Source organism: Pelorhabdus sp. sgz311001, from assembly GCF_055901755.1.
The window spans coordinates 138,050-161,111 of sequence record NZ_JBVXUT010000006.1; the positions used below are offsets into that span (position 1 = coordinate 138,050).

Sequence of the window (23,062 nt, forward strand, 5' to 3'; positions counted from 1 at the left end):
TCCTTATCCAAATTTCACCTTACCAACAATCTCGCTAATATGGGAAATGCCCCGTTTCGCCAAATAATTGTCAAGCCCTGCCGCCACATCAACCATAGCAGAAGGATTCATAAAATTCGCTGTTCCTACGGCAACGGCGCTGGCGCCAGCCAGGAAAAACTCAACAGCATCTTCTGCTGTCATAATGCCTCCCATACCAATTACAGGGACAGAAACGGCCTGAGCTACCTGATAAACCATACGCACAGCTACAGGTTTCACAGCAGGCCCTGATAGACCTCCCATGCCGTTCCCTAGAATGGGTCGCCAGGAGTGAATATCAATGGCCATGCCCAGAAGTGTGTTAATTAAAGAGATCGCATCCGTTCCGGCTTCCTCTACCGCTTTAGCCATAGAAGCAATATCCGTAACGTTCGGCGAGAGTTTCGTAATGACCGGTTTATCTGTATTGGCTTTTACTGCCCGCACTACGCTGGCGGCGCTTTCTTCCTGAACGCCAAAAGCCATGCCGCCTTGTTTGACATTCGGGCAGGATATATTGATCTCAATACCGGCAATCGGCGCATCAGCCAGTTTAGCCGCTAATATACCGTATTCTTCTACTGTATTCGCCGAAATATTAATGATGATCGGCGTGCCATACGTAGAAACCTTCGGCAGAATTTCCGTTAAAAAAACGTCCACACCGGGATTTTCCAAACCAACAGCATTCAGCATACCTGCTGGTGTTTCGGCGATGCGATGACCGGCATTGCCAGCACGAGGTAATAGGGTCGTACCTTTGACGACAACAGCGCCTAAATCTTCGAGCGGCGCAAAATCTTGATATTCCAGACCGAAACCAAAAGTTCCCGACGCGCTCATAACTGGATTTTTCATGGAAATCCCAGCAATTTCTGTAGCTAAACGGTTCATAAAGACATCACCTCGCTGCTAAAAAAGACAGGTCCATCGGTACAAACCTTAACGCGTTTTTCGCCTTTCGCCGCACAAGTGCAGGAAAGACAAGCCCCCACGCCGCAGGCCATATATTCTTCTAAGGAAACTTGGCAAAGCACACCCGCTTCTTGCGCCGCCTTCGCCACAGCCTCCATCATAATTTTCGGACCACAAGTATAAATCATGTCATAGCCCTTTGTTAAAATTTCCGGCAATAAATCAATACACAGACCTTTTGTACCACAAGTTCCGTCATCCGTAGTAATCTGTATATCTTGGCAAACACTTTTGAAATAGTCCGGCCAAATCATTTCTTCCGCTGTTCGTCCGCCCATGACGACAGTCATGGGTTTTGGACAAAGAGATTTTGCCAGATAAATGAGCGGCGCAGTACCAATCCCGCCGCCTACCAGCAGAATTTTTTCGCCTTGCACCGCAAAAGAGTTTCCTAATGGGCCTAGCAGATCCACTAGTTCACCAATTTTTTTATCAGCCAGGGCAATAGTGCCCTGGCCTGCTAGTTTATAAATTAAAGTAATCGTTCCTTGCTTCGCATCGGCATCAGCAATACTGATGGGGCGCCGCAAAATATGAGTCGCGCCGACGGCCACATGAACAAACTGCCCCGGCTGAGCCATAGCCGCAATCTCCGGCGCTTTTAGCACAAGCTCGCGCAGAGTCGGCGCTAGAATCTTGTGAGATACAATTGCCGCTTCTTCTCGAACTTTAGCCAAAATAATCCCTTCCTTCTACATAGTCCTGTAGAGCAAGAACATAGGTAAGACGCCGTTCACGCATAACTGTAAGTACCCGCAGAACAGAATTTGCCGTATCAAGCGAAGTAAGACAAGGAATTCCATTTTCGACAGTGGCCCGACGAATCTTGTAGCCGTCACGTTCCTGTTCCTTGCCACGTGTTAACGTATTAATGACAAGATTGATTTTGCTGCTACGAATGAGATCAAGAATATGCGGCGGCGCTTCGCTGACTTTCGGCACACGACTCACGGCGATTCCTCGATCAGTCAAGTACTTCGCCGTTCCTTCTGTCGCCATGAGCTGATAGCCCAGTTCTTCAAACCCTTTGGCGATCGACAGAACTTCCGATTTATCTTTATCATTGACAGTGATCAAAACAGTTCCTTCGCGAGGAATATTCATGTTTGATCCGATCAGCGCTTTGTAAAGAGCCCGTTCATAGTGATAATCGAGACCCATAACTTCCCCAGTTGATTTCATTTCAGGTCCAAGTGAAATATCAACTTGCTGCATTTTCGCAAAGGAGAAGACTGGCGCTTTTACTGCTACATAAGGTTTTTCCGGTAACAGGCCGATTGGGCAGCCTAGCGACTTCAGTGTCGCGCCCATAGCAACGCGCGTAGCTAAGTTTACCATGGGAATGTTGGTTACTTTGCTAAGGAACGGAATGGTGCGGCTGGACCGAGGATTTACTTCGATAACATAAACCTGTTCATCCACAACTACATATTGAATATTGATCAAGCCTTTTACGTTTAATCCGGTAGCTAATTTCTTCGTATAGTCGACGATCATATTAAGAACCTTATCAGATAAGGTCTGTGCCGGATAGACAGCAATACTGTCGCCGGAATGAACCCCAGCTCGTTCAATATGCTCCATAATACCAGGAATCAAGAGATCCGTACCATCGGATATGGCGTCAACTTCGACTTCCCGTCCCTGCATGTAGCGATCCACAAGCACAGGGTGTTCATGCGACGCTTTTACGGCATGTTCCATGTAATCAATAAGCTCTTTCGTGCTATAGACAATTTCCATGGCCCGACCGCCCAACACGTAAGAAGGACGAACTACTACAGGATAGCCAATACCTTCCGCGGCAGCAATTGCTTCGTCGACATTAGTAACCGTTTCACCTTTCGGCCGTGGAATGGAGAGTTCTTCTAACAACGCATCAAATCGTTCACGATCTTCCGCTCGGTCAATATTGTCAACGCTTGTACCAAGAACCTGAATACCCCGTTTGGCCAGAGGCCCTGCCAAATTGATAGCAGTCTGACCGCCAAACTGCACAATAATGCCGTCAGGTTGTTCCTTATCAAGGATATTTAACACATCTTCGACCGTAAGTGGTTCAAAGTAAAGTCGATCTGATGTATCAAAGTCCGTGCTGACTGTTTCTGGATTATTATTGATAATCACAGATTCATAGCCGAGCTCGCGCAAGGCCCATACAGAGTGAACTGAGCAATAGTCAAATTCTACGCCTTGGCCAATTCGAATCGGTCCGGAACCGAGTACAACCACCTTTTTCCGTTCCGTCGGCTCTGCTTCATCTTCTGTAGCAGCGTAAGTTGAGTAATAGTAAGGAGTAGCCGCCTCAAACTCAGCAGCGCAGGTATCCACCATTTTGTAACGCGGAACAACACCAAGACTCTTGCGTAATTCTCTGACAGCAAACGGATCTTTACCAGCAAGTTCACCAATGGTGACATCATTAAAGCCCCATTTTTTCGCCTGATCGAGAAGACCTGCCGTAAGTTCTTCTTCGCTAAGACGCTGTTCCATTTTGATAATGTTAAGAACTTTATAGAGGAAAAACGGATCAATCTTGGTAATCTGATGAATGGCGTCGACGGAAATGCCCCGACGCAACGCTTCGGCAATCACAAAAAGTCGTTCATCGTCAGCCAGACTAATCAATTCTTTAACTTCTTTCGTTGAAAGCGAATCCAGTTCAGGCAAATGCAAGCGCTGCAAGCCAATTTCTAAGGAACGTACGGCTTTCATCAATGCGCCTTCTAATGTCCGATCTACTGACATCACTTCGCCGGTGGCTTTCATCTGGGTTCCCAGATTACGATCCGCTAAAACGAATTTATCAAAAGGCCAGCGCGGGAATTTTACGACGACATAATCAAGGGCTGGTTCAAAGGAAGCCATTGTTTTTTGCGTAACAGCATTGACGATTTCATCAAGATGATAACCAATCGCGATTTTACTAGCTACTTTCGCAATAGGGTAACCTGTTGCTTTCGAGGCCAAGGCGCTAGAGCGGCTTACCCGAGGATTTACTTCAATAACATAGTACTGTTTGCTTTTGCTATCCAAAGCGTACTGCACATTACAGCCGCCTTCAATGCCAAGGGAGCGGATAATTTTTAAAGAAGCAGTCCGCAGCATTTGATACTCAAAATCGGTAAGCGTCTGAGAAGGCGCTACGACAATACTATCGCCGGTATGAATCCCTACAGGATCAAAGTTCTCCATGTTGCAGATGGTGATGCAGTTATTGGCAGCATCGCGCAGTACTTCATATTCAATTTCTTTCCAACCAGCTACACTGCGTTCAATCAGCACCTGATGAATCAGACTGGCTTTCAAGCCGCGCTGTACAATGTCTTCCAATTCGGCTTCGCTGTAGGCAATCCCGCCGCCAGTACCGCCAAGGGTATAGGCAGGACGAACAATGACCGGATAACCAATGGAATTGGCGAAGGAAACGGCTGCTTCCAGTGTTTCCACAATATCGCTTTCTGGTATCGGCTGACCGATCTCTTGCATTGTCATTTTAAACAGTTCGCGGTCTTCTGCTTTTTTAATAGATTCCAACGGCGTACCGAGAAGGCGTACGTTAAATTCTTCAAAGACGCCTCGTTCAGCTAATTCAACCGCTAGATTTAAACCAGCTTGACCGCCAAGAGTCGGCAGAACGCCGTCAGGACGTTCTTTTTCAATGACTGCCGCTACAAAATCAGCCGTTAACGGTTCAATATAGACGCGGTCAGCAATATGCGCGTCGGTCATAATAGTAGCCGGATTACTGTTGATAAGAACAACTTCCAAGCCTTCTTCTTTCAAGGAACGACAAGCCTGCGTGCCGGCATAGTCAAATTCCGCCGCCTGACCGATAACGATCGGGCCTGAACCAATTACGAGGACTTTCGATATATCTGTATACTTAGGCATGAGACTGACCTCCTGTCAGCAAAGTCATGAATTCGTCAAAAAGATAGGTGTTTTCATCAGGCCCCGGTGAAGCTTCTGGATGATACTGCACAGAAAAAACAGGCAGTGTTTTGTGTTTTAAGCCTTCTACTGTTTTATCATTTACAGCGAAATGCGTAATTTCTAACTCTGTTTTGGTAAGCGATTCTGGATCAACCGCATAACCATGGTTCTGCGATGTAATATAAACGCGATTTTTCGCAATATCTTTTACGGGATGGTTGGAGCCGCGATGACCAAATTTCAGTTTGTACGTATCGGCGCCAAAGGCTAAGGCTAGCAGTTGATGGCCGAGACAGATGCCAAAGGTTGGCTTTTTTGTAACAATCGTTTTTACTGTCTCAATAATTTCTGGCAGATCTTTCGGGTCTCCTGGTCCGTTAGAGAGAAAAATCCCATCAGAATCGTAAGCAAGAATCGTCTCAGCCGAAGTGTTGGCAGGGACAATTGTTAGCCGACAACCGGCTCTTTGCAAAGAATCCAGTATATTTTGTTTTACGCCGAAATCCATTACGACCACATGAGGGCCTGCACCGTCCATAGTATAGGTCTCTGGCGTAGTAACCTGAGCCACTTCATCGTGAGGCAGAGTTTCCGCCATAAGCGCCTTCGCTGCTTCGTCGGAAATATCACCGGATACGATGATTCCTTTCATGGTACCTGCTGACCGGATCTTCCGTGTAACAGCCCGCGTATCAATCCCATAAATAACCGGAATGTTTTGCTCGATAAAAAACTGTTTCAAGGAATCTTCCGCCAAGTAACTATTCGGTTGCTGGCAAAGCTCGCTGATTATAAAGCCACGCACAAAAGATTTCCGCGACTGATTAAAAAGATCATTCGTACCATAGTTTCCAATTAACGGGTAAGTCATGGTAACAATCTGACCACAGTAGGAAGGATCTGTAAGCACTTCCTGATACCCCGTCATGCCTGTATTAAAAACAACTTCACCGACGGCTGCTGTTGTTCCTAGTGTTTTGCCTGTAAAAACCGTTCCATCTTCTAAGACCAGTTTTCCGATCATAGTAACACCTCTCCGTTTTCCATGATAAAGCGTCCGCCTATAATAGTACCAACCGCTTTACCAGTCAGCGTCTTCCCCTGGAAGGGAGTGCTCTTGCCTTTCGTATAAAACTCTTTACTATCGACCGTCCAAGCCTCATCAAGGTTTAGTATAGTCAAATCAGCAATTTGTCCGACTTCAATCGTCCCAGCGTCTAAATGCAGCAGTTTTGCTGGCGCTGTAGACATTTTATCAATAATCTGCAACAGAGACATTTCTTTCGTATGATACATTTCGGTTAGCACCACGCCGACAGCCGTTTCCAAACCGGAAAAGCCATTTGGCGCATCACGAAACTCGCAGTCCTTTTCCTCAAAAGCATGGGGTGCATGGTCTGTAGCAATTGCGTCAATCGTTCCATCAATGAGTCCTTGGCGTACGGCGTCGCGATGTTCAGCCGAGCGCAGCGGCGGACAAACCTTCGCCGCAGACGAGTACGTAATAACCGCTTCGTCCGTTAAGCTCAAATGATGCGGCGTAGCTTCTGCCGTCACTGCAAGGCCTTTCGCCTTTGCCTGACGGACTAAGTCAATAGCCGTCTTCGAGCTGATATGGGCAATGTGAACAGGAGCCCCCGTGTATTCTGACAGCATAATACTTTTGGCTACAGCAAGATCTTCCGCTACAGCCGGACGACCTTTCATGCCAAGTCGCGCTGATACAGCCCCTTCATGCATAATGCCGTCTTCTACTAAAGAAGCATCTTCGGCATGAGTAATAAAAATCCGGTCAAACATGGACGTATATTCAAGTCCTGTCTTAAAGAAAGAAGTCTTGCCAGGTTCAACACCATCATCAGTGATGGCTGCTGCTCCTGCTAAAATCATATCGCCGATTTCGGCCAATTCATGGCCAGTGCCGCCTTTTACAACTGAACCGATAGGAGCGACGCGAACAACACCTTCGCTAGCGGCTCTGGCCAAAATTCCTTGTATTAAAATGGAACTGTCGACAATCGGCTTTGTATTTGGCATGCAAGCAACTGTGGTAAAACCACCTGCTGCCGCAGCTCTCGTCCCTGAAGCAATATCTTCCTTTGCTTCGAGACCTGGATCACGCAGATGCACGTGCATATCAATTAAACCAGGAGTCACAACAAGACCTGTGAGATCTTTTATTTCAGCGCCTTCAGCAGTTAAGCTTTCTCCTAAAGCGACAATTTTTCCATCTTCTACTACAATGTCAAGAATGCCATCAAATTGTTTTGCGGGATTAATCACACGCCCGCCCTTAAGCAGATACTTCAATGTTTTTCCCTCCCAACGTTACCAAGAAAAGTACAGCCATACGTACAGCCAACCCGTTTTGAACCTGTTCCGCAATCATAGATTGATCCGAATAGGCCACATCGGGAGCAATTTCCAAGCCGCGATTCATCGGTCCTGGATGCATAATAAGCGCTTCAGGACTAGCCAGTTTCAGCCTGTCCCCATTCACACCAAAGATTCGCGCATATTCACGCGGTGATGGAAAAAGTCCTTTTTTCTGACGCTCTAATTGAATACGCAGTACGTTTACAACGTCGGCGTCTTTTAAGGCCTCTTCCACGTTGTAGTGAACGGTTACACCAAGTGATTCGATGTCTTTAGGCATAAGTGTTTTAGGCCCAGCTACATGGATATCGGCGCCAAACTTCTTAAGGCCCGCAATATTAGAACGGGCAACGCGGCTATGCGTAATATCGCCGACAATTACCACTTTTTTGCCTTCTAAAGAATCATATTTCTGCCGCATCGTAAAAAGATCAAGCAGACCTTGCGTCGGATGAGCGTGAGCGCCGTCACCAGCATTAATAATGACAGGTTTTACGCACTGGGTCGCTAATAAAGCAGCCCCTTCCGCACTATGACGCATGACGATCACATCCACTCCCATGGCTTCCACCGTCATGAGCGTATCACGCAGGCTTTCGCCTTTTACCACACTGCTAGTTGAAGTAGTAATATTCACAACGTCAGCGCCCAAGTACTTACCTGCCAGCTCAAAAGATGTACGCGTTCTTGTGCTTGGCTCAAAAAACAAATTAATAATCGATTTTCCTCTTAGTGTCGGCACTTTTTTGATATCGCGCTTAATGATATTTTTCATTTCTTTGGCTGTATTTAAAATAAGCTCTATTTCATCAGTTGTTAAACTTTCCAGATCAAGAATACTTTTTTGTCGTAGCGAAACTTGATTTTTTTTCATGGTCTGCCTCCTTATTTACTATAGCAATTCTATAAAAACTCTTACTGACTGCCTGATCAATCGCAAGAAAATAGTTTGAAATTTCTACATCCTTCGTGAGTAAGTCTACTAATAATTATTCATATTTTATTCATATATATACTAACAGGTTTCTTCATGTCTGGCAAGAGCATACAAAAAAGCCTTTTCATCTCTCAACACGTCATATCGGCTGAATGATAAAAAGGCTTATAATTCTTCATAGTTCCACGCTCCTTCCTAGCCTCACAGGACTAGTTTTAAAGGTTAATTTTTAACTATTATATAGCAAACTCGTTCATCTGTCAATGAAAGATCTTCGCTCTTTTAGGCTTTGTTTCTGTCGCGGTTTTTATTGCGCTGTAAGTGCTGTTTCGCTAATTTAGCTTGGTTGGTCGGCTCAATTTTGCTGCCGAATTTCGCTTGCAGCATCTTTTCCACTTCTTCAGGAGGCAATACATAAGTGTTGACGCCTTTATTGTCGGTCATGTAGCCATCTCCTTTCATCGCCTGGGAAAATCAGGCAATCGTTCTCGGGAAAATAACAAGAAGACTTCTTGTTGATTCAAGAAGTCTTAGTTTACTTTTTTTGGTGCGGTAGAGTGGATTTGAACCACCACGAGGTTGCCCCCGCCAGCCCCTCAAGCTGGTGCGTCTGCCGTTCCGCCACTACCGCATATTAAACTGGTCTTGTATGTGGTGCGGTCGAGTGGATTTGAACCACCACGAGATTGCTCTCACTAGCTCCTGAGGCTAGCGCGTCTGCCGTTCCGCCACGACCGCCCATTTTTTTATCTTGTCAGTCGACCACTCACTGTTGGTCCGCTTGCTACCGACAAATAATATTATATCCATTGCATAACAAAATGTCAACAAGAATTTTTCACTTTTTTATTTTTCCGGAAAAATTCTTACTAGGGTTTGAATCGCGGCTTGAGCCATAGCTTGGTAACCACTCTTATTAGGATGTATTCCGTCATAATTAAGCGTCCTTGGAATCTGCCCGGTCTGGTCAACCACACAACTATAAAAATCAATAAGCGGCAAGCTTGCTGCAGCGGCAAAATTCCTTAACAACATTCGATATTCTATCAGCAGCCGTTCTTCGCCTTCATCATTGCAAGGAATAGGAAGGCCCAGTATGGGCCGAATATTTGCCTGGAGCGCTGCTTGCGTCATTTCTTCCATATTACCCATGATTTCAGCAAGATCAACGCCTTCATAAATATCATTGGTGCCTCCCATCAAGATAACATAATCCGGATTTACCTGCAGTACGTCACGACGAAATCGGGCTGCCATGCCATTCGTGGTATCACCATTGATTCCCTGATTTAAGTAAGAAAACGAAAGTCTTAGCGCAGCGAGCTGAAGCCAAGAGTCTGATGGCGTATAAGGAAATCCATAGGTTAACGAATCGCCAATCGCCACAAGCTCCACGCTGCTATTCATTTTTCCCGCCACAAAACCACGCCCCTTCGCTTGCCCAGCACCTGCCTATTTTCTGCCTTCATAAAGCAGCCGATACGTTTCACGATCACGCAGAACCTTTTTGACATATTCCCGCGTTTCCTTAAAAGGTATTTCGTCAATTTCATGAAACTCATTAGACCAGCCGTATTTCTTCATCCAACTCTTTACATTGCCGCGTCCGCCATTGTAAGCAGCAAGCATGAGAACTTCATTCCCGCCAAACTCCTTTTCGACTGAGGCTAGGTACCAAGTACCAAAACGAATACTCACGACCGGATTATTCAGTTCGTCGACTGTAAAATTCGGATATTTTATTTCCTGAGCCACCCATTGCGCCGTATCGGGCATCATTTGCATGAGTCCCATCGCGCCTTTAGGCGAGCGGGCTAAATGGGAAAACTTACTTTCCGTACGAATCACAGCTGCTACTAAATAAGGATCAAGATCATGTCTTTCAGCATAGCGAAAAATTTCATTTTGATATAACAAAGGATACACATATTTCTTCTGGAACCATTCACTTTCATAAACCACATAGCTAGCAATCATAAAGATGCAAGCTAAGGTAATAATGCGTCTGGTCCATGACCATTTCCTCAAACCAATCACTCCGTTATAAACATTCCTCAAAACAGGCCTCATCATAACTTCAATTTATCTTTTGCCAATAAGACAGCCTGCTTCAACAAGGCCCTTTCCTGCGCCTGCTCCCAAAGAGCCTCCACTTGTCGGTTTAATGATGCCAGATCACCGCTATTATCAATAACCTGGTCAGCTAAACGAACTTTCTCTGACTGTGACCATTGCGCCGCCATCCGCGCCCTAGCGTCTTCTTTGGAAAAGCCATTTCTATCCATCAGACGCTGCAGTTGGACCGACGGATCTTGAATCGTCACCACCCAAACTTCATCCATCTTTTTATGCCAGCCACTTTCAAACAAAAGTGGCACATCTAGAATAACAAGCGAAATTCCCTTTGCGGCAGCCGCTTGGATCTTGCGTTGAATTTCCGCCAAAATAGGCGGATGAGTAATCGCATCTAACTGTTTACGCTTATCTTCACTGGCGAAAATTTCTCGAGCAAGCTGCTGCCTGTCTATCGCCCCATCGGCGCCAAGCACAGCCGAACCGAAAAAATACAAAATTTCATGAAAAGCCGGGGTATTCGGCTCTACCACTTGTCTGGCAATTTTATCAGCATCAATCAAACAAGCGCCTTTTGCCGCGAGTAGAGCCGCTACTGTACTTTTTCCGCAGGCAATGCCGCCAGTCAACCCAATCAAATGCATAATAACGCCTCGCTTCTATTTTTGGCAGTGGGGACAGAAATGTGTTCCGCGACCAGCAACGACAATTTTTTCAATAAGCTGGCCGCAGCGTTGGCAAGGCCGACCAGTTTGGCCATAAACCCATAAATGGTTCTGGTGTTGACCAATCTTCCCTTCACTGTTGCGATAATCACGAAAGGTCGTACCGCCATCGACAATGCCATCGTGAATCACTTGATTCACGGCGGCATATAATCTTGCTACTTCCGCCTGCGACAATTCGCAAGCGCGCCGCTCGGGATGAATCTGAGCCACAGCCAAACTTTCATCCACATAAATATTGCCAAGTCCCCCTACAATCTGCTGATTGAGCAGTAAAGATTTAATCTTTCCCTGCCTATTTTGTAGTTGACTGGCAAAATATTCAAGAGTAAAGTCCGCTGCTAAAGGTTCCGGACCTAAAGTAGCCAAACCTGATATGCGAGATATTTCCCCTTCGCTAACTACATATAAGGTGCCAAGAGTACGCGTATCTGCGTAAATCAAAACATTCCCTTGCGATAATTGAAAAACAATTCGCGTGTACGCATCGCGCCGGGCAATGGCGTCCTGATAATAAAGACGACCAGTCATTCGCAAATGAATGACGAGAATTCGTCCGTTCGAAAGCCGGAAAAGAAGGTATTTGCCTCGTCTTTCTAATGCAGTAATGGTCTGATGCAACAAATAGGCTTTGGCATCGCTAGCTTCCGGCCACTTAAACAGCCGAGGCAAGGAAATCTCTACATCTTCAATTTTTTGTCCGATCACATGTTTTTCTAACTGCAAACGAATCGTTTCTACTTCCGGCATTTCTGGCACAAAAAAATCCTCCTCATTTTGCTAGAGCCCAATTCTTTCCGAACTTCACATCAACTTCTAACGGCACCTTTAATGATACAACCTGCTCCATCGTCGTTTTTACAAGCTCGCTTACAGCTAAAACTTCTGATTCCCGCACTTCAAGCACAAGTTCATCGTGCACTTGCAGTAGCATGCGGCTCTCCAGCCCGGCTTCCTGCAGACGCTCATACACAGCAATCATAGCCTTTTTAATAATATCGGCTGCTGTTCCTTGAATGGGCGTATTCATAGCTGTCCGTTCGGCAAAAGAACGCAAGTTGAAATTTCGACTGTTAATATCAGGAAGATAACGTCTTCTGCCAAATAAAGTCGTGACGAAACCAGTTTCATGCGCTTCGGCAATTAATCGATCCATTAGTCCCTTTACGCCGCCATATAAGGAAAAATAACTATCGATATAACTAGCTGCTTCTTTTCGCGTCACATGAATATCTCGAGCCAAACCATAATCACTAATTCCATAAACAATCCCGAAATTGACGGCTTTCGCTCTGGAGCGCATCTCGCTTGTGACTTCACTTTCAGCTACACCAAAAACTTTTGCCGCCGTTTGAGCATGAATATCCTGCTTTTCTTCAAAAGCGCTGATTAAATGAGCGTCACCTGACATATGCGCTAAGACGCGTAGCTCAATCTGCGAATAATCAGCGGAAAGCAAGTAATCCCAAGGTTTCTGCGGCACAAAGAGACTGCGAATTTTCCGTCCTTCCTCCGTCCGCACAGGAATGTTTTGCAGATTAGGATCAGAACTGCTAAGTCGACCTGTTGTTGTCACAAGTTGGTTAAAGCTCGTATGAATCCGCCCTGTAGTAGGATGAATCAATGGCTTTAAGCCATCAAGATATGTCGATTTCAATTTCATGAGAGTTCGATACTCTAACAGATTAGAGATTAAAGGATGCGGATACTCTGCCGCTAAAGTTTCTAATACTTCAGCATCGGTAGAATAGCCCGTCTTAGTCTTTTTTATGACAGGAAGTTGCAATTTTTCAAATAAAATCAGTCCCAATTGTTTCGTCGAATTTACATTAAACTTCTCTCCAGCGGCTTCATAAATAGCTGCAAGCAGCAAAGTTACCTTCGCATCTATTGTCGCTGCTAAAGCGTTTAAGTTCACCTCGTCAACAAAGATTCCGGTAACCTCCAAGTCAGCTAATACTTTCAGCAACGGCAGTTCGATTGATTCGTAAAGTGACAGCAAAGAAGCGTCCGCTAGCTTTGTTTCCAGTAATGGATACAGCTTAGCTAAAGCTGCGGCACTGCGGACTGTTTTTGCGAGTTCTTCTTCTGCCGGGAGAAAAGCCTCCCCTAAATATTTTTGACTCAAAGTTGCCATATCATAGGAAGCCGCTGCAGGATCAACAAGATAAGCCGCTAAAGCAGCGTCAAAAGCAATATTGCGCAATGAAAACTGATACAGTTTTCCATATTGATAAAGATACTTTGCCTCAGAAGTAATTTTTGTAATCTGGCTATCAGACCATAACTTAAACAAAAAGGTACAATGGGTCTTTTCAACCAAATACAGAGCGTCTGCTGTAGCTATCGCAACGGCTTCTAAGGAAAGATCTGGACCTTTCCCCTGCCATAACGGAAAAAAAACAAGCTTTTCCGCTTGCCGAATCAACCTCTCTAGATGAGTACAGACTTGCTCTGAATTCACTTTTTCGTAAGTGCAGGCTATCGCATTGCTACAAACTGCCTGGTCTTCGGGCAGCTCATTGTTGCTGACAAAACGTTTAAATAAAGTTTTAAACTCCAATTCGTCAAAAAGCGTCTGGAGTCTTTCATAATCCGGCTTTATCTCACAAGCTAAATCAGCTTCGCTTAAAGGTACCTGACAGTCAATTGTCGCTAACCGTTTTGACAGTCGCGCTAAATCGGCATGTTCTGCTAACCGTTCTTTCAACTTGGCCCCAGAAACGTCAGGAATATGATTTAACAAGTTTTCTACTGTTTCAAACTCCTTGAGCAATTTGACAGCTGTTTTCTCACCAATACCAGGAACACCAGGGATATTATCTGATGCATCCCCCATCAAGCCCTTCAAATCAATGACCTGCCGCGGCGTCAATGAATACTTCTCAAATACAGCCTGATTATCAAACCATTCTAGATCGGTAATGCCGCGTTTCGTCATAAGTACCTTGACTGAATCGCTCACAAGCTGCAGCGCATCACGGTCACCTGTTACAATCAGAGCCTCTTCACCAGCGGCCTCGGCTTTAGCGGCTAAAGTTCCAATAATATCGTCAGCCTCATAGCCCGCCAATTCTAATACAGAAATGCCCAAGGTTTCCAGAACCTTTTGCATGAGCGGAAATTGCGGCGATAGCTCTGACGGAGTTGCCTGACGTTTTCCTTTGTATTCAGCATACCATTCATGGCGAAAAGTTATTTTTCCCTTGTCAAAAGCAACAACAGCCTTATCAGGCTGCAGTTCTGCTAGTAACTTCGCCAACATAGAAGTAAAGCCATAAACGGCATTTGTATATTGTCCTGCTGCTGTAGTTAATAAAGGCAAAGCAAAAAAAGCACGATACATAAGGCTGCTACCGTCAATAATGAGTATTTTTTTCTTAGGCATCGGCCCACTCCTCACAAAATAAAAATCCTTATCCTGTTTATATTGGCTACTTTCTGCTATAATCCTTTAAAAATTTATTGTTTCTCACTGCAAACTTAAAATCTGCTGATACACCTTGGGGAGGGCACTTTCTCGCCGATCTACTACAGGAAGATAAATATTCACTTTCGTGCCACCACTGCCTGCAGCATTTATATTAATAAAACCGCCATGTTCCGTAACAATTCGATGAGCTATGGGCAACCCCAATCCCATATGATCAAGTTTTGATGTATAAAAAGGTTCAAAAATCTTAGAAAGAATTTCCGGTGTAACACCAGGTCCCGTATCATTGATGGACACAACAATCATATTTAGATCGGCATGCAACCATGATTTCAAAGTAATCACACCGTCTTCGGGCATAGCTTCCAATGCATTTTGAATAATATTCACAAAAGCCTGTTGCAATAAATTGGGATCAGCATGTAAAACTGGCAAGTTTTCCGCCAACCGCTTATCAATCTCGATATTTTCTCCGCCAAAATCACGAAAATTCAGCAGCAAAGCCTCTTCTAAAATCCGATTTATTGCTACAGCATTTTGCTTGGCTACTGGCGGTTTGGCAAATAAGACAAGATCTTTAATCACTTGATTAATATAAGTCGTCTCGCCTAATAAGACTTCTAACACTTCGCGTTTTACTACGTATTGTTCATCCTGCAAGCGGTTCATCATGACCTGCAAATAGCCGCTAATCGTTGTCAAAGGCGTTCGAATATGATGAGCGACTCCTGCCGCCAGTTCACCTAATGACAACAGCATTTGCGTGGTCTGGATTTGCTTAAACGCCGCATGCACAGCCGTAACATCTTGAAGAATCACAATATAACCCATAAAAGCCCCTAGGGTACTATGAAGCCGCAGTGTATCAATGTGAACATAGCTACACCCTTCAGCAGTTGTCAGCTTAACACTGGCCGAATAGTCTTCATAACGACTCACGCGAAAAATTTTAGTGAATTTTTCACCTAAATGTTGAAAAGCCCGCTCCGCTTTTAAGCCAATCACCTGGGACCGTTTTACAAAACAAATCTGTTCTGCTTCTTGATTTATATCCATCACATATCGTTCTTGGTTTAGATATAAAATTCCCGATTTCGCAGCATTAAGGTATTCCCGTTCGTTATCCGCAATCAGCTCTGGCATGCCTTTGCCTAAAAAATCTGTCGCAATCACGGCTATCACCACCTATAGGATTCCTTTTTTCAGGTGATGATAACATTCTTGTAAAATATTGTATCTCCTGCTAAATGACTTGACAAAAAAAACAAACAAATCCGACAAAAGCAGTAAAAATAAAATGTCATCAGCAATAAGTCTGTCGAATCGCTTATAAACTCAACCGTTCTCTCTTATTTATTTATGCCTTTTCTGTCTTTTTTTATGACATCTAGTCGATAAAAAACTATGTAATAAATAAAAAAACAGGCAAGAGATCTGCATCTCTTGCCCTTCAAACTTATTTTGCAATTTCAAAACGATCCACTCTCTGCCCATCTGTTTTGCGAGCAGTCTGGCGACAAGTGAAAGCAGGATTCATGGCTTTAACAAAAGCATTCAGCCATACTTCATAAAATCCATCCATCACGTTTACTGCAATACCAGCGCGCTTCCAATTCACTTCAGCTAAGTTTTCAGCACTTTGCCAAATAACGCTTGCCGCACTTTCCTCAACAAGTTCATCGCTTTGATCGCAAGGCATTCCATTTAAACGGTAATCGCTAAGCGCTGTAAAAATGCCTTCGGCGGACGCCGTGTCATATTTTCCGGAAAGCTTCGCCGCATTGCCGCAAGCCTCGCCATGCTCGGCAAAACACGCCTGAATCCATTCTGAAGCATTGTCACAGCTATCTAGGAGTTCCTTAATGAAAGCAGCTTCTCTTGACTGCGCTAAGTGAATCTGTCGTTGTAGCCAACCGTGAATATTGCTTGTATCAATCAAGTCTTCCAGCGGCGTATCGCCGGGAGGCGTTCCATAGGCTTGCCAAACAAGGCTGCGGAGTTCTTCAGCTGTGTCGCCACAAACCTCACTAGCTTGATGAAAGAGAAGTGTTTCCCTCTCATTTACCAATTGAATCTTACTGTACAGCCAAAAATGAATATGACCTAAAAATGCGCTCATCTTACTCCTCCTTGCCAATCACTTTATTTAATTCTTTTACAAGCTCTGCTACATCAACGCCATGGATAGACGCCGCCTGAGAAATTGGTTCCGCTGTAGCAGAGGGACAACCAAGGCACCCCATGCCAAAACCTCGTAAAGTCGGTACAGTCTGAGGATAGACGCGGATAATATCACTAATCACACTATCCGGCGCAATGGGATCACCAAGTACTAGCGTTCCCTCAGTCAAGCCGCCAGGAACAGGCTGAAGCTTTTCTTCACTCATGTTTGGCTCTGCATCTTCCGCACTAACCCCTTGATAGAAAGCAGCCAAAACATCGGCCTTGAATTTCTTAAAACCGATTCGGTCAATAAACTGACCAATCCGTTCAATGTCAGCATGCTTTTCATAATAAGATAAAACAACTGATACAATTTGCAAAACTTCTTCGTGAGAAAGATCACTGATTAAGAGCTCGCCGATACGAGGATGGGCTCCCGCACTGCCGCCTACATAAACATTCCAGCCTGCATCAGTTCCGAGAACGCCAATATCCTTAATATAAATTTCCGAACAGGAATTCGGACAGCCAGCTACGCCCATTTTCAAGCGCGAAGGCATTTCTTTCTTATGGTACAGTCGATCTAATTCCAAGCCTAGTTTCACACTGTCTTGTTTGCCTCGTTTACAAAAAGAAATGCCAGGGCAAACTTTAATGCTACGAACACAGTTGGCAAAACCAATGGCCGGCTCTACACCGAGCTCCTGCCAAGCTGACTCAATATCTTCCGCCTGTAGGCTTGTAATCATAATCCGCTGCGCTGAGGTGCATTTTAAAACACCATGATATTTTTCTGCTACATCAGCTAATTTACGAAGAAACTCCGGTTTGACAAAGCCACCGGGAATATGTGGCGTAATGGCGTAAGTCCGTTTTCCGTTACGAATCTTTTGCAAATTTGCGCCTTTCGGTAACATGAAAACTCCTCCTTTTATTTCAGCTTGAAACCGCTGCACTTACTAGCGGTTTTTATCATGCAAGTAGTATAAACTGTCTATGGGTACATTATAAGAGAAAACCAGCACAAAAAAACGGAAATAGGTCACATGCTACTGTGATATTTATCACAAGGAATTTTCCAGCTTGTCCATATCAAGGATAATAATTTTATGTTCGATAAGATCAATCGTCCGTTCTTTTTTCAAAGACCCTAAAGCGCGCGTAACGGTTTCCCGCGAAGTCCCCACTAAATTGGCTAAATCTTGCCGCGTCATGTCAAGGTCAATTTCCACCCCAGCTTTTGTAGGCTTCCCATACTGCCTAGCTAGCTTTGCTAAGTTTTGGCCAGTACGTACATAGGTATCGGAAAAAGCCAGAGTTTTTATCTTCATTTGCGCATTCAACAGTTTTTGCGTCAGCACCTTAATAATATGTAACGAAATCGTGGGATGACTCATAACCGCTTTCTCAAGTTCTTTATTTTGAATCATCCCAATTACAGAATCCTCTAAAGCCACAGCTGTAGCTGGATAGCCGCCCCGGCGAAATAATAGCGCTTCGGCAAAAACTTCGCCTGGCCCTAAAATATTAATAATATGCTCACGCCCGTCAGAAGAAGCCTGGACAATTTTTACTTTACCTGATTTTACGTAGTAAAAACCCTCACCTGGTTCCCCTTCCATAAAAATAATCATACTTTTTTTATAATTTCGCGTTACCGTAAGCTCAGCAATCAGAGCTAACTCTGTCTCACCGAGTTCCTCAAAGACAGGAATATTTTTCAAAAAATCCCATAAAGCCATATTCTTCTCCTCCGGGCTTTTATTATCTAATTATAAAAGCAGTGCGAAAAAAGGGATAGTACGAGTCCAACAAATCCGCCCACCAATGCACCGTTAATTCGCACCCACTGTAAATCAGCGCCTACCTTTTCTTCGATTAGTTGATTGAGCCTCGCGTCTGACAAATGAGTCAGCACTTCATAGACTAGCTCGCCGATCCATTGGTGATGGCTGCTAACAAGTTTCTGCAAAAATTCCTGAACGAGTAGCTCAGCCTGAGACTGGCGCGGCGAATCTTGCAAAAAGCGGGACCAAAACCGTTCTAGCTCTAATACAATCCAGGCCGTAACCGGTCGCGAGAGTAACTCAGATTTCCCCTGCTTTGTCGCTCTATTTTGCGGTGATACGTCTTCAATCAAGCTTGTCACCAATCGGTCAGTCAGATCACTAAAATCAATTTCGGCCACAAGCTCTCTCTGCCACGCTAAAAAAGCACGTTGTTTCTCTTCTTGTTCAGAAAGATTTCGGAAAATTTCATAAACCTCACCCCTTAGCCATAAACGTACTGGATGCTCCGGGTTTTCCATCGCTTTTAGCATCACAATCAGTTCTTCCTGCAGCGCCCGCGCCGCATCAGCAAAATTAATCATATTAAAAGCTTTCGCTCCCTCATACAAGAGGGACTTCAGCCAGCCAAAAGCATCGTTAGATTGCGGTTTACTGGTCATTTCGCCATAAGCCGTTAAAAACTTCTCCATCTTTTGCCGTGTTTGCGGCAAAGCAATTTCTTTCTGAACCTGCTGCAAAAGGAAAAGTACCAGAGCTTGCTCTTGACCATTCTCAAGCACCTTAATACCGCTGTGACACAAAAAACCCAGGCCGTTCCAGTCTGCTAGATGCCGATCAAGCCAAACTTTTAACTGTTTTTCCACTTTTTCGCCGGAAATGCCTTGCAAAAGAGAAGCTATTTTTTGCTGCAACCACTGACGCAGCTTTTCCTTACCGCCGCGTTTTTCCATAAAGAAAATAAAGAGCTTCACAAAATGAATCTGGCGCATTTTATTGCCAAGGCTTGTGGCACTTAAAAGTTCATTCTGTACCATAGCTGCCATGGCACGAGCCATGCGCTCGCGGTTACGAGGAATTAATGCGGTATGATAAGAAAATCCTAAGGGTTTTCGAAACAAAGCGGTAACAGCAAACCAGTCAGCTACACCGCCAACCAGAGCAGCTTCTGCTACAGCTTTAAATATAGAAGCTCCCGCTGATTCATGAAACGAAATCGTTAGATATAATGATGCAAGGTAGCAAATAAAAGAAAGGGCTAGCGCCCAATTCGCAATCTTACGACGCTTTGTAAATACTTGTTGTTCTGTCATAAGCCACCTACTGCTATAAAAAATTTATCGATAAGATACAATATAATTCCTAATAGAGCACCAACCAATGATCCATTGATTCGAATCATCTGTAAGTCGTCGCCGACTTTTTCTTCGAGAAAGGTAACAAGCCGCTCATTAGTGTATTGCTCCAAACTATTACGAGCCATTTTTCCTAGTTGAAAATGATAGCGTTCAATCAGTTCATTGGCAAAGCGCCTAAGTTGTTCATTGACCTCGAGCTGTTTTTGTTCATCCGCCAATAGTGAGTTTAACCACAGCTCACCTTGATAGAGGATTTTCCCTGCCACAACCGATCCAATACCGCCTTTACCACGCAAAGCAGCTTCGCCTTCTTGCACCAAAAGCTCCAGCCACTGACGCAAAGGTAGCTGTCTGATCAAATAAGCCTTAACCTCTTCCGCTTTGCTTTGCGTCAATTCATCATGACAAAGCTTGTCCGCCCAGCTTTCGAGCCATAGACGACTCATAGCTCCAAAGGACGAATCAGGCTGTTGCAGCGTATCAAGAAAGCCAATCAATTCTTGCTGCATTTTGGTAGCGATTTCCTGGTTTGATAAATTACCAGACTCAAGCAAATCAAGAATCGCTTTGCGACCACTATGGCCCCGACTGTAAGTCTCTTTCGTTTTTACAACCATCTCCTCTAGCATCTGATGCAAAGGTTTGGCACGACAAAGTGTAATAAGTTGCGCTAAAAGAAACTGCAAAATACGTTTATCATAGTTTTGCTGTATTAGCCACCGCAAAAAGGCGCCAGCCAGCGGTCCTGCCGGTAAAGCTCTAAGCTGCCCCGCTAAAAACTTCTCAGCAAAATAGACTATTTCTGTCGTTTCAAAACGATTCTTCCCCTGCTCTACAAGCTGGTGGCAAAGCGATTCGAGAAAATCTTTTCCTGGCGGACTTGTCAAATAAAGAGCTATGGTGCGAACTAAATTTTGCCCAGCTAGTTTTGCTTTTAAATGCTCCTTTGTTAAAAGCGTATTTTCCAACATATCGATGAGTTCCTGAAAAATCCGTTCTCTGTTTCGTGGTATAATCTCCGTGCGAAAAGCAATGCCGAGCGGACGACGAAACAGTGCCGTTACAGCAAACCAATCGGCTATGCCGCCAACAAGAGCCGCACTAGCCGCGCCCAAAAGTAAACCACCTGCCAAGGATTCCCGATAGGGAAGACTTACTAGAAATAAGCCCGCAAAAAAAAGTAACAGCCCTGTAGCTTTCCTGCCTTTACTTTTCATATATTACCCCGCTTTATTGTTATAAACTATTTCCAAGAGCGACTTTCTTCAAGCCCTGTGTTTCATAGATCTGAAGAGTCATGGAAGTACTTTGGCCCCAGCCATTCATTTTCAACGTATACTCTCCGGGTAAAAATAGAAGCTGATAAAATTGAAATTTGTGGCTGCGCCCATCCCAGCGTTGAATCCACCGATCACCTTGCCAAAGCTCATAGGTTAAATCAGGCAGGTCACCGGCAGTTGTAGCCAAGCGTAAGAGTTCTAACGCTCTTCCATCCGAAAAAGCGGACTGCTCTACGGTGATTGTCGCTACCTGAAGCTGCAATACCGTATGAAAGTCCCACGCCTTTCGCCATGGCGCACTGCTTCCATCTTGATAAACTAAAGTTCCTTCTGCTGCGACATGATAGGTCTTATTCCAAGCCAAGGGCTCGCGGGGAATCAAAAAAGCATGTTTTTTCTCTGACTCCATCGTTTCCATGGATGAATCGACTTGATAACAAGCCACATTCAAACCATTTTCATCTGTAAGAATTGCCTGTTTCAAACGCAACTCTCGCACCTTACTGCTATGAACACTTACAGTAATGGGATAGCCTGTCACAATATTTTCTTTGTTCCAAAACCGCAAGGGATTCGGAACTTCACTAACAAGCCAGCCAAGTTTTGCATCCTTCTGTCCATCATAAGGATAAACTACAAGCCGTTCGTCCTTTGCTGCTTGTTCCGTTCCAGTTGCTAAAACTAAAATATTATAATTGCCGTCTTTTTCTCCAAAGCCGACACCAATGTCGTTAAAATTAGGATTTACTAATAGCAAGCGATGATAGGGGCTGTCCCACAATCCCATAACACCTTGCTTTACTGTAAAAGCGCCGCCAGGATCAAGCGCTTCACCGACAGTACCAAAATAACCAAAATAAGCGCCTCTTTCGCCAATGTCACGACCAATAAACCCACTGCGACCTAGCTGTTCACGGTGGATATCAAGGGTAATCCTTTGGGGATAATTGCGAGTAATGTAGTCGCCATGCCCTTGCGCAGCCTTTGCCAGACGAAAATCCTCCTTAAACGGAGTAAGACCAGCTGCTTGCCGATAGGAATTAAGAGTTTGCACTGTTTCATGGCGCAACGAGGTCACTGTTTCACTAGTTTCACGATCAGAAAGCACCGCCGGAGCGGCAATTGCCAGCCCCCAAAACGCCAAATACACTAGAAGACTCATCAAATAACAAGATCCAATATATTTCCAGCGCTTATTCATCAACAAGCCTCCTGAAAACAATTTTTCTACGCCTCTATTCTTTGACGATTTACAAAGTGGACTACTGTAAGATCACAGGCTTTTGCTAGCGCGTCGGCCTCTTCTAAGGCCCGTCCAACTTCGCTGATCCGGTGGGCGTCAGAACCAAGCGTTACATAACGCCCCCCAACTTCCCGAAAACGCTGGTAAATGGGCATAAGCTGCTGCACCGTCTCTTGCTCGGTAAAGCGCCGCGTATTTATTTCCAGGGCAATATCTTTTTTCGCAACAAGCCGCAACACTTCATCAATCATCTCAGGAAATTCAGAGTAGTGGATCTCCGGATCGGAGTAAGGTGCGTAGCGCGCTATATAGTCAATATGCCCTAAGCTATCAATACAATCAAAAGCACTCAGGCATTCCCACATTGCCTGAAAATATCTTTCATAGGCTTCCTTCTTACTTCTTCCTTCATAAAAGGGATTATAATAAAGATCCTTCTGATCCACGACATGAATCGAGCCAAGAACAAAATCAAAGGGATAGTCTTTAATCATTTGACGAAATTCTTCGAGGCAATCAAGACGCAAACCAATTTCAATGCCTAGAAGAATTTGCTTGGAACGATATGGCCCAAATTTAGTAAAATAATCCGACGGCGAAAAAACAAATTGGTTCGGTTTCGGATATTTTAAATCCATATGCTCTGTAACAATAACTCCCTGTCCATAGTTTTGAACCCAGTCTTTTAGTTCCTTAAACTTCATTTCCGAATCTGTGGAAAATTCTGTATGTAAATGAGTGTCGTAAAGCATAGC

20 protein-coding genes and 2 tRNA genes are annotated in these 23,062 nt (G+C 44.5%); all 22 read right to left on the reverse strand.

Annotation, left to right across the window (positions count from 1 at the left end; translation table 11 throughout):
- Positions 1-3 precede the first annotated feature (3 nt).
- The 22 genes from AC0MXB_RS15470 to AC0MXB_RS15575 all read right to left on the reverse strand — a co-directional run bounded on the left by AC0MXB_RS15470 (position 4) and on the right by AC0MXB_RS15575 (position 23,059).
- The gene (locus tag AC0MXB_RS15470; protein ID WP_474040622.1) at positions 4-915 is read right to left on the reverse strand and encodes a dihydroorotate dehydrogenase; all 912 of its coding nucleotides are present in this window, start codon (positions 913-915) and stop codon (positions 4-6) included.
- A complete protein-coding gene (locus tag AC0MXB_RS15475; protein ID WP_474040623.1) occupies positions 912-1,673 on the reverse strand; it encodes a dihydroorotate dehydrogenase electron transfer subunit in 762 nt (253 codons plus the stop codon). The genes AC0MXB_RS15470 and AC0MXB_RS15475 overlap by 4 nt, the downstream gene beginning before the upstream one ends.
- The gene (gene carB / locus AC0MXB_RS15480) at positions 1,666-4,890 is read right to left on the reverse strand and encodes a carbamoyl-phosphate synthase large subunit (RefSeq protein ID WP_474040624.1); all 3,225 of its coding nucleotides are present in this window, start codon (positions 4,888-4,890) and stop codon (positions 1,666-1,668) included. Before carB ends, AC0MXB_RS15475 begins: the two co-directional genes overlap by 8 nt.
- Positions 4,883-5,956 (reverse strand): glutamine-hydrolyzing carbamoyl-phosphate synthase small subunit, encoded by a 1,074-nt coding sequence (gene carA, locus AC0MXB_RS15485; RefSeq protein WP_474040625.1) that lies wholly within the window; start codon positions 5,954-5,956, stop codon positions 4,883-4,885. The genes carB and carA overlap by 8 nt, the downstream gene beginning before the upstream one ends.
- Positions 5,953-7,242, reverse strand: a complete 1,290-nt coding sequence (locus tag AC0MXB_RS15490) for a dihydroorotase (protein WP_474040626.1) — start codon at positions 7,240-7,242, stop codon at positions 5,953-5,955. The genes carA and AC0MXB_RS15490 overlap by 4 nt, the downstream gene beginning before the upstream one ends.
- Entirely contained in the window at positions 7,226-8,182 is a 957-nt protein-coding gene (locus tag AC0MXB_RS15495; protein WP_474040627.1) for an aspartate carbamoyltransferase catalytic subunit, read from the reverse strand. Before AC0MXB_RS15495 ends, AC0MXB_RS15490 begins: the two co-directional genes overlap by 17 nt.
- Before the next feature lie 345 nt (positions 8,183-8,527).
- Complete coding sequence (locus AC0MXB_RS15500) at positions 8,528-8,689, reverse strand: hypothetical protein (protein WP_474040628.1); 162 nt, start codon at positions 8,687-8,689, stop codon at positions 8,528-8,530.
- A 101-nt stretch (positions 8,690-8,790) separates the two neighbouring features.
- Positions 8,791-8,876, reverse strand: a tRNA-Leu gene (locus AC0MXB_RS15505).
- Between the two features lie 21 nt (positions 8,877-8,897).
- Positions 8,898-8,983, reverse strand: a tRNA-Leu gene (locus AC0MXB_RS15510).
- A gap of 108 nt (positions 8,984-9,091) precedes the next feature.
- Positions 9,092-9,664, reverse strand: coding sequence for a GDSL-type esterase/lipase family protein (locus AC0MXB_RS15515; RefSeq protein WP_474040629.1), 573 nt, complete (start codon positions 9,662-9,664; stop codon positions 9,092-9,094).
- A 33-nt stretch (positions 9,665-9,697) separates the two neighbouring features.
- Positions 9,698-10,315, reverse strand: coding sequence for a lytic transglycosylase domain-containing protein (locus AC0MXB_RS15520; protein WP_474040721.1), 618 nt, complete (start codon positions 10,313-10,315; stop codon positions 9,698-9,700).
- Positions 10,315-10,962: a dephospho-CoA kinase gene (gene coaE, locus AC0MXB_RS15525; RefSeq protein WP_474040630.1), complete on the reverse strand. Its 648-nt coding sequence runs from the start codon at positions 10,960-10,962 to the stop codon at positions 10,315-10,317. Before coaE ends, AC0MXB_RS15520 begins: the two co-directional genes overlap by 1 nt.
- A gap of 15 nt (positions 10,963-10,977) precedes the next feature.
- Positions 10,978-11,793 carry a DNA-formamidopyrimidine glycosylase gene (gene mutM, locus AC0MXB_RS15530; protein WP_474040722.1) on the reverse strand — a complete coding sequence of 272 codons (816 nt, stop codon included), beginning with the start codon at positions 11,791-11,793 and terminating at the stop codon, positions 10,978-10,980.
- A 22-nt stretch (positions 11,794-11,815) separates the two neighbouring features.
- Positions 11,816-14,431, reverse strand: a complete 2,616-nt coding sequence (gene polA, locus AC0MXB_RS15535; RefSeq protein WP_474040631.1) for a DNA polymerase I — start codon at positions 14,429-14,431, stop codon at positions 11,816-11,818.
- Positions 14,432-14,515: 84 nt separating this feature from the next.
- Positions 14,516-15,649: a two-component system sensor histidine kinase NtrB gene (locus AC0MXB_RS15540; protein WP_474040632.1), complete on the reverse strand. Its 1,134-nt coding sequence runs from the start codon at positions 15,647-15,649 to the stop codon at positions 14,516-14,518.
- 283 nt (positions 15,650-15,932) lie between these two features.
- Entirely contained in the window at positions 15,933-16,595 is a 663-nt protein-coding gene (locus tag AC0MXB_RS15545; RefSeq protein WP_474040633.1) for a hypothetical protein, read from the reverse strand.
- 1 nt (position 16,596) lies between these two features.
- Entirely contained in the window at positions 16,597-17,556 is a 960-nt protein-coding gene (locus AC0MXB_RS15550) for a DUF1858 domain-containing protein (RefSeq protein WP_474040634.1), read from the reverse strand.
- Between the two features lie 147 nt (positions 17,557-17,703).
- A complete protein-coding gene (locus AC0MXB_RS15555; protein ID WP_474040635.1) occupies positions 17,704-18,381 on the reverse strand; it encodes a Crp/Fnr family transcriptional regulator in 678 nt (225 codons plus the stop codon).
- 26 nt (positions 18,382-18,407) lie between these two features.
- A complete protein-coding gene (locus AC0MXB_RS15560; RefSeq protein WP_474040636.1) occupies positions 18,408-19,739 on the reverse strand; it encodes a DUF445 domain-containing protein in 1,332 nt (443 codons plus the stop codon).
- Positions 19,736-21,001: a DUF445 domain-containing protein gene (locus tag AC0MXB_RS15565; RefSeq protein WP_474040637.1), complete on the reverse strand. Its 1,266-nt coding sequence runs from the start codon at positions 20,999-21,001 to the stop codon at positions 19,736-19,738. The genes AC0MXB_RS15560 and AC0MXB_RS15565 overlap by 4 nt, the downstream gene beginning before the upstream one ends.
- Before the next feature lie 19 nt (positions 21,002-21,020).
- Positions 21,021-22,265 (reverse strand): CAP domain-containing protein, encoded by a 1,245-nt coding sequence (locus AC0MXB_RS15570; protein ID WP_474040638.1) that lies wholly within the window; start codon positions 22,263-22,265, stop codon positions 21,021-21,023.
- Between the two features lie 26 nt (positions 22,266-22,291).
- On the reverse strand, positions 22,292-23,059 hold the full coding sequence (locus AC0MXB_RS15575; RefSeq protein WP_474040639.1) for a histidinol phosphate phosphatase: 768 nt from the start codon (positions 23,057-23,059) through the stop codon (positions 22,292-22,294).
- Positions 23,060-23,062: the final 3 nt, after the last annotated feature.

Coding starts and splice junctions, on each gene's coding strand:
- AC0MXB_RS15470 (WP_474040622.1), bottom strand. CDS start 915: ATGAACCGTTTAGCTACAGAAATTGCTGGGATTTCCATGAAAAATCCA.
- carB (WP_474040624.1), bottom strand. CDS start 4,890: ATGCCTAAGTATACAGATATATCGAAAGTCCTCGTAATTGGTTCAGGC.
- carA (WP_474040625.1), bottom strand. CDS start 5,956: ATGATCGGAAAACTGGTCTTAGAAGATGGAACGGTTTTTACAGGCAAA.
- AC0MXB_RS15495 (WP_474040627.1), bottom strand. CDS start 8,182: ATGAAAAAAAATCAAGTTTCGCTACGACAAAAAAGTATTCTTGATCTG.
- AC0MXB_RS15500 (WP_474040628.1), bottom strand. CDS start 8,689: ATGACCGACAATAAAGGCGTCAACACTTATGTATTGCCTCCTGAAGAA.
- AC0MXB_RS15520 (WP_474040721.1), bottom strand. CDS start 10,315: ATGAGGCCTGTTTTGAGGAATGTTTATAACGGAGTGATTGGTTTGAGG.
- coaE (WP_474040630.1), bottom strand. CDS start 10,962: ATGCATTTGATTGGGTTGACTGGCGGCATTGCCTGCGGAAAAAGTACA.
- mutM (WP_474040722.1), bottom strand. CDS start 11,793: ATGCCGGAAGTAGAAACGATTCGTTTGCAGTTAGAAAAACATGTGATC.
- polA (WP_474040631.1), bottom strand. CDS start 14,431: ATGCCTAAGAAAAAAATACTCATTATTGACGGTAGCAGCCTTATGTAT.
- AC0MXB_RS15545 (WP_474040633.1), bottom strand. CDS start 16,595: ATGAGCGCATTTTTAGGTCATATTCATTTTTGGCTGTACAGTAAGATT.
- AC0MXB_RS15550 (WP_474040634.1), bottom strand. CDS start 17,556: ATGTTACCGAAAGGCGCAAATTTGCAAAAGATTCGTAACGGAAAACGG.
- AC0MXB_RS15555 (WP_474040635.1), bottom strand. CDS start 18,381: ATGGCTTTATGGGATTTTTTGAAAAATATTCCTGTCTTTGAGGAACTC.
- AC0MXB_RS15560 (WP_474040636.1), bottom strand. CDS start 19,739: ATGACAGAACAACAAGTATTTACAAAGCGTCGTAAGATTGCGAATTGG.
- AC0MXB_RS15565 (WP_474040637.1), bottom strand. CDS start 21,001: ATGAAAAGTAAAGGCAGGAAAGCTACAGGGCTGTTACTTTTTTTTGCG.
- AC0MXB_RS15570 (WP_474040638.1), bottom strand. CDS start 22,265: ATGAATAAGCGCTGGAAATATATTGGATCTTGTTATTTGATGAGTCTT.
- AC0MXB_RS15575 (WP_474040639.1), bottom strand. CDS start 23,059: ATGCTTTACGACACTCATTTACATACAGAATTTTCCACAGATTCGGAA.